We start from the raw sequence: 13507 nt of genomic DNA, 5'->3' as shown, positions 1-13507 counted from the left end.
TTCTTCGTTCGCGTTTCGTTTGTTTTCATATTCATATGTATCCCTATTTCTTATTTATTAGATAAAGTGTGCGGAAAGGGTGAGAGGGTCCTAAGGATACACGAATTCTCTTTCATGATAGCAAAAAAAGGACACCCTAGCCCAATACTCCTAGCAAGTGTATCCTTTTCTATTTTTATAGCAATGAAACTATTATTTTACGCCTACGTCATCCCAAGCTTTTTGCACAGCTTTATATGTAGCGCTATTAACGCCGTAGTAATCAGCTGCAGATTGCAATAAAGCAGCACGTGCTTTACTGAAATCACTTGTCGGTGTGAGATATGTTGTTAAGGCACGGTAGTAGATTTTTTCTGCTTTTTCTTTACCGATAGCATTAATTGTTAAGTAGGCAGCTTTATTTGGAATACCGCTATTAGTATGTACGCCGCCATTATCGCCTTCTTCTGTTTCTGGTAAATATTGATAGTCTCTCATATGAGCAGGTTGATCATACTTTTCAGGGTTTGATAAGCTGCGAAGAGCATCTCCTTTAACTCCTGGAGTATATACAGCTTCTCCTAAATCCCAGTTAGTTGGATCAACGAAATATCCGAATACATCAGAAAACGATTCATTTAGTGCCCCGGATTGATTGATGTATTCAAGATCAGCTGATTTTTCAGTCACAGCATGTGTTAGTTCATGTGCAACGACATCAAGCGAACCTGATAGTGGCGCGAATTCAACACCATCACCATCTCCATAAATCATTTGTTGGCCATTCCAAAACGCATTATTATAGTTGTTTCCATAATGGACTGCAGAACGAATCGTTTTCCCGTTTCCATCAAAACTGTTGCGATTATGAACATTTTTGTAATAATCATATACTTTTCCAGCATAAACATGGGCATCAACCGCAGGAGCTTGGTCCTTATCTACCCAAGCATTATCTTTATCGAATAGATTGTAATTCTTTGGATTTTCTGCAGTACTGTGATTTACTGTAAATGTTTCAATGACGCCACCATTCATTGGCTTTGTTGTGTCTTTTAAATAATATTGTCCATATTGGCTGCTGTAAGTTGTATTCAGGTTTTTTCGATCCCCTAGTACTCCGTTTCCATAGCCTTTTTGTGGAGTATCTGCATCTGTAACTGCATTATATGAACCTACAACTGTTCCATCTTCTGCATTTACATAGATTTGCCAGTTTGCGCCATAAGGTTTAATGAATTGTAATTGTACTTTATAAGTTAAGTAATAAGTCCCGTCTTTTTCATAAACAACTAAATCTGCGTTTTCATTTGTAGATTTTGCGTTTTCTTTCACTTGTTCTAATGGAGTTCCAGTTGTTTCTACGAATGTATCATTTTTTGCTAGATTAATATGTTTCCATGCATTTGAAAGGGCTGTTTCTTTTGAAATCTTTGCCTTTGTCTTTTCTTTTAATTGCTCTGCCGCAGCTGGATGTACGTCTCCGTTGACTGTTGTTACTTTTCCATCACGATTTGTATGAACAATGAATTTTGCACCATCAACTGGTACGTTATTAATAGATTGAATGTATACATAATGTTTCATACCTAAATCATCTGACTTTACTTCTTTCAGTGTTAAGTCAGTTTGTGGGTTGATTTTAAATAACTCTTTATTTTCTTCAAGGAATGCTTTTACAGCTTTTTCTGACTCCACTTTTTTATCAGATAATTCCCCTGAAAGGAAGGATGGATTTCCTTGTTCATCATTCCACGTTTTTTGAACGACTTCCATTTTATCCAAAGCTTCTTGCTGCGATACTTGTTCTTCTGCAAAGGCATTTGAAAATGGAGCACCTAAAACCATGCCAGTTGCTAGTATTGTAACGACTGTTTTCTTCATTCTATTTCTCCTTTTAATATTCCATGTAATAAAGATGCATCTTACTAGGTAGTATACAAACAACTTCATTCTCGTGTATGTATTTATGTAAAATTGCATATATTATTTTTTGTTGATTCAAATTTTTGTAAATTATCTAACTATTAATCGGTATGGAGATCTCCTTTTTTCACAATGAGTAATTTATGCGAGAGTTTTAGGTGTTAAAAGGGTGGATTAAAGTAGGCTTTTTATTTTCATAGAATAAAAAAGAGAGCAACATGCTAGTGACGTGCGCTCATTTTTTTATTAACTACGAACCGTATTTTTCTATTTCTGTAGAATCTAATCTATTTTTTAATAGCCCATGTTATTCTTTCTAAATAAACAACACCTTACAATCACTCCCTGCTTGCAGTAAGCTAAAAAATTTTCTCAACATAACTCGATATTTTCTCCTAATCTATTCAAAGGGTTTTGTAAAAAAACGGTCGAAATTAACTTATTTGTAAAATATTTAATGGAATTAGGGGGATATTATGAAAAAATTAATAGCAGGAACTTTAGCATTTGGGATGGTGATTGGAGCTGGTAGCAGTTTTGCTTTTGCAGAAGAAACGAATAATACTCCTGTAAATGAAGATGTAGCAATGCAAACGAATTTTGAAGCTATGAATATTAAATCCTTTGAAATTCAGTCCATAACTGCTTCTCAATTTCAAAAGGTTTATGCGGAAATGAAGAAATATCAAGGAACACCATATCACTATGGTGGGAATAGCCCAAAAACTGGATTTGATTGTTCAGGATTAATGCAATGGGGTTACGGTACACAAGGAATTAAATTACCGCGTACTGCCCAGCAGCAATATGATGCTACTAAGCGTATAAGTAAAAGTAATCTTCAACCAGGTGATTTAGTGTTTTTCAAGGGTACTTACAATTCAGGTACTTATATCACACATGTAGGTATGTACATTGGAAATAATAAATTCTATAACTCGAGCAGCTCAAAAGGAGTGAGTGAAGCTAGTTTAGCTGATTCTTATTGGAGTAAACATATTGCTGGCTATGGAAGAATGTAATAATAGGAATAAGCACTTGAGAAATAGATCTCAAGTGCTTAGTATATAAATCCATTTTTTTTACTAAAGTACCTTCACTTTAAAAGAATCGGCAAATGTTTCAGAGTTTGTTCATTCTCTAGTAGGCAGTTCTCTAGCTGAAAAGATGGTGAAAGTTTGATTTCTTTATGTTGTTGAATAAATGTAGTTAGAGCGATTGTAGCTTCTAAGCGTGCGAGAGGCGCACCTAAGCAAAAGTGCGGTCCTTTTCCGAATGTCATATGTTTTTCGTTACCTGGCCGATGTATGTCAAAACAGCTAGCATTAGGGAACTGTTTCTCATCTAAGTTTGCGGCACTTACCCACGTAACAATCATTTGTCCCTTTTTCATGTTTGGTCCAAATATATTCGTATCCTCTGTTATTGTACGTGCCAATGTGACTGGAAAACGATAACGTAACACCTCTTCAACTGCTTGCGGAATATAATCTGGATTCTCACGTAATTCTTTATACGCTCCTGGTTTATCAACTAAGAAACAATAAAAACTATTGATGATTAAATTTGTAGTTGTTTCATTACCAGCTGCCAGTAAGCCGAGTGAGAAGGCAACAATCTCTTCATCTGTCAATCTCTCACCTTCATATTCAGCTCTTATTAAGTCTGAAAGAATGTCGTCTGCCAAGTGGCACCGTTTTTCTTGAACAACGGGAAGAAGATACGATTTAAATTCTTTCATCGCGATTGCTTTTTGTTGATCTAAATCAGCAAATTTCTCTCGGCTATATGGCATGAATAAAATATCGGACCATCGTTTTACCTTTTTTAAATCTGTTGCCTTGACACCTAATAAATTAGAAATGACAGTGACCGGGAATGGGGCTGCTAAGTCTTCTACAATATCAATTTCATCACGATTTCTTAGCTTTTCAATCATTTCATTTGCGAGTGCTTGTATATGTGGTTTCCACTCAGTTAAACTGCGCGGTGTAAATGCTTTTGAAACGATAGAACGAACATTGCGGTGCTCAGGAGGATCAGAAGAATTTAAATTCATTCGTGTTTCTTGCTGTGGAAATGAAAACTGTTGACGATCTCTTCTACTAGAAAATAAACGATAGTCAGATAAAACCCGGTTCACATCATCATACATAAATACATTCCATACACCTTGATCTGCATCATAATAGACAGGGTGATTCTCTCTCATATGCTGATACCAAGAATATGGATTCCAAAGTTCATCTTTTGTTTTTAGCTTGGAAATCTCATGAACTAAAATTACATTTTCGGGTGACTTCATAGATATCTCCTCCTTTTTTCTTCAAAATAAAAAGTAACAATTAGGAGTTTCTAAGCTGTATAGGTTAACATCTTTTATTCTAGCAGAAGAGAAGGGGATGTTTATTTTTTATGGGTTGAGAAAAATATTTTGGTGCAATGGGGGCTTGAAAATTTTTGCTTGATTGTGTAGGGAGATTATGTCAAAGAAGATAATAGACTAGATACACTTTCCATGTAATCTAGTGTTAGAAGTAAAAAAAGCTAGCAAAATGCTAGCTTTCTCATTATTTAGAAGTAAGTGCAACTAAAACATCTACCGGATAATCAACTGAATTTTTCACTTTATATTCTGTCGGACTTGTAAATTTCTGACCAAATTGACCACCAAGTTGACCAAAAATATTATCCCAAACACTATTTTGTTCAGACATCCACTTTTGTAATTTTTCCCCTGGAACAACTGAATATGTTGCTACCTGTTGATATAATGCAGTTCTGTATTGATCATATGCGTAATCAGGCTTTGGATTAAAATCAAATGTTTTTGTTACTGTTTCTTCTGAATTTAATGTGACACCATAACCGAAACTTGCAGTTAATGATTGATTTACTGTTGCAATCCCTTCAAGCCCTACTTCCATTCCGATTGTATAGGATAATCCTACAGTTACATTATGAGATATTCCGCTTGTAACCGCTTTGCTCCAATGGTAACCTGAATTTTTATCTACTATATTTGAATCAATTAATTTCCAATTTAATTCTTTTTTCAATTTAGTATCTTCTAAAATTGGATCAGTTTTAGGGATTGCTAGTGAATATAATACTTCCCCTTTGTTACCTGTTTTTTCATATTCTTCTCCGTCTTTAAGCCAAGTACCATCAGCTTTTACAACCTTATATTTATCATTAACATTACCCTTAATTCCATAAACTCTTGCTCCATTTTGCTTAGCAATAACATCTACATATACATAATCAATTAGAGCTCCTTGATCTGTAGAAACATGCCATTGACTAGGGAATTCTTCATAAGGGCCTGTAGGAATGTAAGGAAGTTGCGTACCATTTTGAGCAACTTGCTCTGCTGACATAGGTGCTTGTCCTTCTTGAGAACTGATTACAACTGGAAGATTTCCTACATTCGTAGCCGTATCTGCTGAAGAAAATCCTGGTGCTACAAATAAAGCTGTACTTAATACAAATGCTGCTGAAATAATTTTTGTAATTTTCTGTATTTTCATCTTGCACACCTCTTCTGTTTTGATTTTAAATGATAAAATGTACATATTGCTGTAAGATCTATTTACCAAACGATAAGCGCAAAAGAAGTGAAACTATGTTTCTATTTGGTTTATCAAGTATAAATGTAGTTGGCGAATTGATAAGAAGGTAGTTTTGGAAATAAACTCTTTTGAGCTTTAAATTTTTTAGACTACGTATAGATGATAGATTATTATTCCATCTACAGGATGTAATCAACTACATATTAATGATGAACCTTTTATATTCTCTTGTTTCTCATGGAAGGTAAGAATCTTATACACACATTAAAGCACGCTATTTTTGCTACGTAAATCATAAAATTTTGTTCAGTGAAATACATAATTTATATATAAGTATTATTTGTTATAAAAATAACTATATTACTAAAATCCTATTTTTATAAAATATAATCACTTTAGTTTTATATTTCTCTGAAAAATAGAATTATTATAATGGGTTGTAAAAATTCAGTTGACGGAAAATAATTTCAATATAATGAAATAATATTTCACATACCGTTTTCCTATATTTTACTATGCAAAATTGCATGAGAAAGAAGTGGAAATCTACATAAAATAAAGGTTTTTTTAGAAGTTTATTAAGAATGGTATTTTTTAGGGATATTATTCATTGAATAATAAATATGTATTTTATAAATAATATTACTTAGATCAGTTTAAGGGCTAAAAGGATATGAAATTGTCATGCTAATCGAATTTGGGTATGTTTAAGTTGATATGTCTATTGTTGAAAAAGTGAAAAGTTCCTTCAGAAATTTGAAGGAACTTTTCATTCATGTAATCCTCATTACTATAGGTTATTTAAGTCTTTCTAATTTTGAGATGGCTTGCTTTCATTCCTCACAAACTTCTTCTCCACATTTAAATATATCCTCCTTATTGTACATACGAGAATTGATATGTCTATTATACTCTGTTTCATTAACATAACATGTTGTTATATTTTATATGACATGCTGGTTTATCGAATACAGCTTTTCTTCATTTTTTAAGCAGTTATTTTGGGGAATAATTTGATTGTCACGGACCATTATTTGCAAAAAAATCCGAACTTTGTATGATAATCCCTAAAGGCCCTTGAATACCCCAGTTAATAAAATATTTTTATTTCTTAACTTTAACACTTGAATAGGAGGTAGATTTTTTAAAATTAACTCTAAAACCTAGGGCTATTAAAGCTCCAATACAAGAAGATAAACATCCAAAAACCAAATACATTGATAAATCTGTTTCTCCAATTATCACTGATGCTATCCCACCAATTGCAGGGAATAAGGCGACCATGTAACCACTCTTTGTTCCTCCTATTTTTTCTACAAGTTTTAAATAAAATAACCAAGCCAAAAAAGAAGCAATAAAAATTAAATAAATTAGGGCTGATAAGTATGTAACGGTTGTAGGGAAAATAATTGTTTGTCCTTGCGTATATACAATTGAACCAATTAACAAACTACCTATAGCAAAACCAATAGCATTTGCATAAAGTGGGTCTATTTTCTTACTAGCATTTCTAGCAGAACAAGCGTCTCCTACTGCGGTCAGAATTGTACCTAAGAGAGCTATCAAAATTCCTTTCATAGTAGATATTCCTTTAAAGACACTTAATGTTGGATATATAAGAATACAAACACCTAAGATACCAAAAATTCCTCCAAGAAAAACTCTTGGATGTAGTTTTTCTTTAAGAAATATTCGGAGTGCTATTGGAGTTAAAATAACTTTTAAGGAAAAGATTAGAGTTACGATAGCGGCAGAACACATGATAGTAGCATGATAGAGACATAGATAACTCAAAGCAAAATTACAGACGCCAAATAAAACGATGAATGGAATATCTTTTTTATTAGGTTTTCCATTAGGTTTCATAAAGCATATGAGAACTAGAAATAAAATTGCTGTTAAAGCTAAACGGTATAATAATGATAGTTCTAAACTAACTGGTGTACCTTGAATTTTAACTGCAATAAAATTAAGTCCCCAAACAATTAAACAAAATAAGTACATAATTTTAATCAATGTAGCATCACTCCTGTTAAATAAGTACGTATAAATCCGTATACTTAATATGAATTTTCGTTGTCATTTATAAAAGGTACAGTTTACAATAATTTCAAATGACAGTTGAGGTGTATGAAGTGAAAGAACTCGTTTTTAACATAAATCGGAGTAGTAATGTTCCAATGTATCAACAAGTTTATGTTTATATAAGGACACAGATATTAACAGGGAAGATTACGCAGCATATGAAACTACCTTCTATTAGACAATTAGCAATGCTTTTGAATGTAAGTAGAAATACAACGCAAGTGGCTTATGAGCAACTTCTAGCAGAAGGTTATATACGAAGTGAAAGTAAGAAGGGCTATTTTGTAGAGGTAAATATGTATGAACAATTATTTACATATGAGCCTACTACAGTAACGCATAAACAGCGACAAAAAGTTGTAAGTGCAACGATTGATTTTAAAATTGGGACGGTTGATAAGGAGAACTTTCCTATCGCAAAGTGGCGGAACTTAACGAATAAAGTCTTAATGGACCCTATTATGTATTCTTATGGGGACAAACAAGGGGATATATCGTTAAGAATGGCTATAGCAGATTACTTGTTTCAGTCGAGAGGCGTTAACGCTTCTAGTGAACAAATATTGATTGGCAGCAGTACACAGCACTTGTTATTGATTTTGACTCTTCTTTTAAAAGAGGAGTTTCATCAGATAGCTGTAGAAGATCCTGGTTACAATGGGGCAAGAGAAATTTTTTCCTTACAATCATTCTCAATTGACCCTATATCTGTTTCTGAAAATGGGGTGGATGTTGATCAACTTTGTAAAGCAGACGCAAAATTGATATATGTTACACCAACACATCATTTTCCATTTGGGTATACGATGCCTGTTAATGAAAGGTTAAAACTCATTCAATGGGCTGAGCAGGTTGAGGGATATATTATTGAAGATGATTATGATAGTGAATTTCGCTACATTCATCACCCTGTTCCTTCCTTACAGAGTCTAGATTCCAATGACAGGGTTGTGTATGTAGGTACATTTTCTAAGGCATTATTACCTTCAATCCGTGTAAGTTACATGGTCTTACCGAAACGATTACTTCCTAGGTATGAGAAAATTTCGTCTTTACTAGAACAAACAGCTTCTTCTTTTCATCAAAGAACACTGGCTCATTTTATTTCAGAGGGATATTGGTATGCACATCTGAGGAAAATGAAATCTCTTTATAAACGTAAAATGAAGGTATTGTGCGAAGAAATAAAGAATCATTTTGATAACTATATAGAAATCAAAGGCGATTCCTCTGGTATTTATGTAGTTATTGAAGTCAAAACTCAAATGAGTGAGAAAGATTTGATAAATAAAGCGTCTAACAATGGAATTATTGTTTATCCATGCTCTCAATATTTTATTAAAAACGCACCTGAATACCCGCATATCCAATTAGGTTTGGGGAATTTAAGTGAACATGAAATTAAGGAAGGTGTCTGTAAATTAGCAAAAATATGGATTGAAAAAAATGAAATCTAAATGAAGTAAATCATTTCAATCTCGTTGATTTTCAAAATAGATGAAACATCTTGAATGTTTAACCACAGTTTATACGAGTGGCAATGTCTGCGTCTCGATTATCTTTTCTATAGAATTTACTCTTTTTCTTTTAGAAAAAAATCACCTCTTAAGATAACAATATCTCTCGAGGTGATTTTCAAAAGCTATATTTAGTATTTGAAAATCAAACCAAACAAACGTTACTACTATTCTCCTACTGTAAAAGTCGTCACAAAAGAAGGTCTTGCAAATATACTCTTTTGTGGTTCGCCGCTAGGCTGGGCAGGGCGTTTTTGATGTGCTCTTCCAAATGACTGTGATTGTTGCCATGCTTGGAATGATTCTTCATTTTCCCACACTGTCATAATGATGTATGTATCGTCTGTTAATGGGCGCAGTACACGAATGGCACGGAAGCCTGGTTCTTTTTCTATTAAACCAGCACGATTTTGGAAACGATGTTCAAAGATAGGACGTCCTTCTTCTGTAACAGCGATATTATTGCATACAACGAAGCCGTCGTTTCCTGTCATCTCTCCAACAGCATCTAGTACTTCATATAGATGTTCTCCGGTTTCTTCTGTTACATTTTCTTTGTAATATATTGTTTTTTCTTCGCTTTTTCCGACGTAATTAGACCCTTCTAAAGAAGTTTCGTACGAAATTATTGCTTTCATCGTTTTAGCCCCCTTTGTTTTCTTCATGATCCAACTCCGCCTCCTAGGTCCTCGTGTCTAAGAACCTTTCTCACAAGAAGGTAAAGAGCGCCTTCTGTGTGAAAGAACCTTAACCACTGGGCCTGAACAGTCGGTCGTTTCGCGCCTTCCGCCGAGGCAAAAAGCGCCTCTATGTCAGGAGCTCCAACGCCCTTCTGTTCTGAATGAGCCGCTTCCGCTTTTCTTCATTATAGCAAGAGTTGTGAAGAAATTCGAAGTTTATACATAAAGGATATGTTTTTTCAAATAATAAACGTACCATCATTTGGAAGGAAGGATGAGGTATGAAGAATGCAAAGAGGGTACTCATTAGCTTTGTTTCCATTTTTATCTTTGCGATTGTTTTCTATAAATTAATTGTATTTACTGGCAGTTATATGATGGATGAAAAGAGACTTGTATTCCATTCTTCATCAAAAATTGTGGATCAGCGCGGTAAAGAAATTACAAAGCTTTATTTGGAAAACCGGGAATTGGTACATATTGAAGATATTCCTTCATATGTACAACAAGCTTTTTTAGCTGTTGAAGATTCACGCTTTTATGAACATCATGGTATTGATTTTCCTTCTATTGCAAGAGCGCTTTATAAAGATGCTCTTGCTGGAGAGAAAGTAGAAGGCGGGAGTACAATTACACAACAGCTTGTGAAAAATGTCTTTTTATCGAATGAAAAAACGTTGTTTCGTAAAATGAAGGAAGTTGCGATTTCGTTTCACTTGGAACAGAAGTATGCGAAGCAGCAGCTTTTGGAAATGTATTTAAATCATATTTATTTTGGACACGGAGCCTATGGCATTCAAGCAGCTGCGAAATTTTATTTTAATAAAGCAGTGCGGCAGTTAACGCCTGAGGAAGGGGCGATGTTGGCAGCTCTTCCGAAAGCGCCAAGCAACTACTCACCATTTTTGCATCCTGAAAAAAGTAAGGAGCGCCGCGATTTAATTTTATCGTTAATGCATAAGCAAGGATATTTATCGGCAGAAGAGACGGTGGGCTATCAAGGAAAAACAATTGCTCTTTATATGAATCAAAATGAACAGGAGCTTGCTTATATGCCGTATATCGATATGGTAATTGATGAGGCGGCGCGTACGTATGGATTATCCCACCAAGAAGTGCTGCGCGGCGGATATACGTTTGTTGTGGCGATGGATGATAAGATGCAAAAGACAGCGTATGAACAACTGCAAAATGTCCGTAATTTTCCGATGCAAGACGACAATATGCAAGGTGCCGTTCTTTTCATGGATAGTAAAACGGGCGGAATAAGAGCAGCAGTTGGAGGAAGACATTATATTGCGCGTGGATTAAATCGAGTTTACGCTAAGCGGCAGCCGGGCTCTGTATTAAAGCCGCTTCTTGTGTATGCACCAGCACTTGAAACGAAAAAATATACACCTTATTCTTTATTAACAAATGAACGAGGTTCGTTTGATGGGTATGAACCGCGCAATTACAATGATCAATATACGAAAGAAGTAACAATGTATGACGCCCTGTTACAATCGGCTAATGTTCCAGCTGTATCCCTGCTGCATGAAATTGGGATAGAAGAAGGGAAGCAATATTTAGAAAAAGGAAATATTCACATTCCTGAACATGGTCTTAGTACGGCACTTGGCGGTTTACAAGAAGGAGTTTCGCCGTTCGAACTTGTGAAAATGTATCGTGCGTTTGTAGCGGATGGAAAAATCATTGAACCGCATGTAATTGAGAAAGTGCTAAATCGGCACGGAGAAGTAATTGGACAAGCGGCCAGTAAAGAAATTAAAGTGTTTTCGAAGCAAACCGCTTGGTATATGACAAGAATGCTTGAAGGTGTTGTCAAAGAAGGAACGGCGCAAGAGGGTGTATATAAAGGTGCGCTTGCCGGGAAAACAGGAACGACGTCGCTGCCAAATCAAGAAGACGGGGCAAGAGATATTTGGTTTGTTGGGTACACACCGAATATCGTCGGAGCAGTTTGGATGGGTTACGACCACACGGATGACAAACATTATGTGCGTGGAAGCAGTTCTTATCCAACAAAATTATTTAAAACCATTTTAGCAAAAGCACATGTGAAAGCGAATCATACATTCGCGCAGCCGCGCGGCGTTGAAACCATTGGAGAGCCGATCCGTTTAAGTAAAGTGGATGGCTTAGAAGCGAAGTTAACCTTTACTCCGCTTGGTTTGTTTACAACAAAATTAACATGGAATCAACTTCCCGATAAGAGAGTGCAATATCGAATTTATAAAATAGACAAAGGGAAAGCAACCTGCGTCGATACAGTGACTGGAAAAGGAGAGTATGAAGTAAAGTTTATGAATGTTTTTAAAGCGCCGCGTTTTTACGTTGTACCGTTTAACCCGCAAACAAATCGAGAAGGAGAAAAAACAAAACAGGTTAAACCGTAATTTCAGCTTGTGCTATAATGAGAATGTTCCAAAAAAAGCAGAGTATTACCATAAGTTTGTGTCAATTTCATGAACATCGAACATAATGATGTACATTTTGTTTTTACTAATTGTATAGTAAAAAAAGATAAAGTGTAACCTCGGGCAGTAGGGGAATTCTTACTGCTGGAAGCTTTCACCAATCGGGCTTTTACGGGCAGTTATCCCATTTTTACGGTGAGGATTTTATTGCCCGTTCATACGGAATAAAAGGATAGGATTCGTAAGCTGTATTAGAAAAAGGGGGACAAGGATTTGGTACGACAAATCAATGAAACATTTTTACAAGCATGTAGAGGAGAACGCACAGATTATGTACCAGCATGGTATATGCGCCAAGCAGGTCGTTCCCAACCAGAATACAGAAAGATTAAAGAGAAGTATTCTTTGTTTGAAATTACACATCAGCCAGAACTTTGTGCTTATGTAACGAAGCTGCCTGTTGATCAATATAATGTGGATGCTGCTATTTTATATAAAGATATTATGTCACCGCTTCCAGCGATTGGTGTAGATGTAGAGATTAAATCTGGAATCGGTCCTGTAATTGATAATCCGATTCGTTCGTTGCAAGATGTCGAAAAATTAGGGGAAATTCACCCAGAAGAAGACGTTCCATATGTACTTGATACGATTCGCTTATTAACAACGGAAATGCTTGATGTTCCGTTAATCGGATTTGCAGGAGCGCCGTTTACGTTAGCGAGCTATATGATTGAAGGCGGTCCATCGCGTAATTATCATAAAACGAAAGCATTTATGTATGCGGAACCAAAAGCATGGTTTGCGCTAATGGATAAACTTGCAGATATGACTATTACGTATTTAAAAGCGCAAATTAATGCTGGCGCAAAAGCAATTCAAATTTTCGATTCTTGGGTTGGTACAGTAAGCGTGGCAGATTACCGTTTATTTATTAAACCAGCAATGGAGCGTATTTTCACAGAGCTTCGTCCGATGAATGTACCGATGATTATGCATGGCGTTGGAGCGAGTCATTTAGCAAATGAATGGCATGATTTGCCGCTTGATGTTGTCGGTTTAGATTGGCGTTTGCCGATTGAAGAGGCACGTGCACGCGGCATTCAAAAGGCTGTCCAAGGAAACTTAGACCCGTCTATTTTACTTGCACCGTGGGATGTAATCGAAACGCATGTAAAAGCGATTTTAGATCAAGGGATGAAACAACCAGGTTACGTATTTAACTTAGGACATGGCGTGTTCCCAGAGGTGAATCCAGAAACGTTAAAACAAATGACTGCATTCATACACGACTATTCAAGAGAACAATTGGCGAAGTAAAGGAGGGG

General features: G+C 35.5%; 9 protein-coding genes. 4 read left to right on the top strand and 5 right to left on the bottom strand.

The window, feature by feature from the left end:
• Positions 1–192 precede the first annotated feature (192 nt).
• Complete coding sequence (locus AB1280_RS12395) at positions 193–1863, bottom strand: M4 family metallopeptidase (RefSeq protein ID WP_429755979.1); 1671 nt, start codon at positions 1861–1863, stop codon at positions 193–195.
• 518 nt (positions 1864–2381) lie between these two features.
• Between AB1280_RS12395 and AB1280_RS12390 the strand changes: the two genes are divergently transcribed.
• Positions 2382–2927 (top strand): C40 family peptidase, encoded by a 546-nt coding sequence (locus AB1280_RS12390; RefSeq protein ID WP_429755978.1) that lies wholly within the window; start codon positions 2382–2384, stop codon positions 2925–2927.
• 74 nt (positions 2928–3001) lie between these two features.
• Here AB1280_RS12390 and AB1280_RS12385 read toward each other — a convergent pair whose 3' ends face one another.
• The 3 genes from AB1280_RS12385 to AB1280_RS12375 all read right to left on the bottom strand — a co-directional run bounded on the left by AB1280_RS12385 (position 3002) and on the right by AB1280_RS12375 (position 7481).
• Positions 3002–4210 carry a cytochrome P450 gene (locus tag AB1280_RS12385; protein WP_429755977.1) on the bottom strand — a complete coding sequence of 403 codons (1209 nt, stop codon included), beginning with the start codon at positions 4208–4210 and terminating at the stop codon, positions 3002–3004.
• A gap of 265 nt (positions 4211–4475) precedes the next feature.
• Positions 4476–5429, bottom strand: a complete 954-nt coding sequence (locus AB1280_RS12380; protein WP_429757336.1) for a hypothetical protein — start codon at positions 5427–5429, stop codon at positions 4476–4478.
• 1152 nt (positions 5430–6581) lie between these two features.
• Positions 6582–7481, bottom strand: a complete 900-nt coding sequence (locus AB1280_RS12375) for a DMT family transporter (protein WP_429757335.1) — start codon at positions 7479–7481, stop codon at positions 6582–6584.
• Positions 7482–7612: 131 nt separating this feature from the next.
• On the opposite strand from AB1280_RS12375, the gene AB1280_RS12370 reads away from it, so the two are divergent.
• Positions 7613–9019 carry a PLP-dependent aminotransferase family protein gene (locus tag AB1280_RS12370; protein ID WP_429755976.1) on the top strand — a complete coding sequence of 469 codons (1407 nt, stop codon included), beginning with the start codon at positions 7613–7615 and terminating at the stop codon, positions 9017–9019.
• A gap of 227 nt (positions 9020–9246) precedes the next feature.
• On the opposite strand, the gene AB1280_RS12365 is transcribed toward AB1280_RS12370, so the two are convergent.
• Positions 9247–9717: an antibiotic biosynthesis monooxygenase family protein gene (locus tag AB1280_RS12365; RefSeq protein ID WP_429755975.1), complete on the bottom strand. Its 471-nt coding sequence runs from the start codon at positions 9715–9717 to the stop codon at positions 9247–9249.
• Between the two features lie 323 nt (positions 9718–10040).
• Between AB1280_RS12365 and AB1280_RS12360 the strand changes: the two genes are divergently transcribed.
• Positions 10041–12158 (top strand): transglycosylase domain-containing protein, encoded by a 2118-nt coding sequence (locus AB1280_RS12360; protein WP_429755974.1) that lies wholly within the window; start codon positions 10041–10043, stop codon positions 12156–12158.
• Positions 12159–12452: 294 nt separating this feature from the next.
• Positions 12453–13499 (top strand): uroporphyrinogen decarboxylase, encoded by a 1047-nt coding sequence (gene hemE / locus AB1280_RS12355; RefSeq protein WP_272187148.1) that lies wholly within the window; start codon positions 12453–12455, stop codon positions 13497–13499.
• Positions 13500–13507: the final 8 nt, after the last annotated feature.

Source organism: Bacillus sp. S10(2024) (genome assembly GCF_050473865.1).
Lineage (GTDB): Bacteria > Bacillota > Bacilli > Bacillales > Bacillaceae_G > Bacillus_A.
The sequence above is the reverse complement of the archived record's forward strand: the minus strand, read 5'-3'. Positions and strand labels throughout refer to the sequence as shown.

Bases quoted from the DNA above. Each gene is read 5' to 3' on its own strand.
- AB1280_RS12385 (WP_429755977.1), bottom strand. From the start codon at position 4,210: ATGAAGTCACCCGAAAATGTAATTTTAGTTCATGAGATTTCCAAGCTA.
- AB1280_RS12360 (WP_429755974.1), top strand. From the start codon at position 10,041: ATGAAGAATGCAAAGAGGGTACTCATTAGCTTTGTTTCCATTTTTATC.
- AB1280_RS12375 (WP_429757335.1), bottom strand. From the start codon at position 7,481: ATGTACTTATTTTGTTTAATTGTTTGGGGACTTAATTTTATTGCAGTT.
- AB1280_RS12390 (WP_429755978.1), top strand. From the start codon at position 2,382: ATGAAAAAATTAATAGCAGGAACTTTAGCATTTGGGATGGTGATTGGA.
- AB1280_RS12395 (WP_429755979.1), bottom strand. From the start codon at position 1,863: ATGAAGAAAACAGTCGTTACAATACTAGCAACTGGCATGGTTTTAGGT.
- AB1280_RS12365 (WP_429755975.1), bottom strand. From the start codon at position 9,717: ATGAAAGCAATAATTTCGTACGAAACTTCTTTAGAAGGGTCTAATTAC.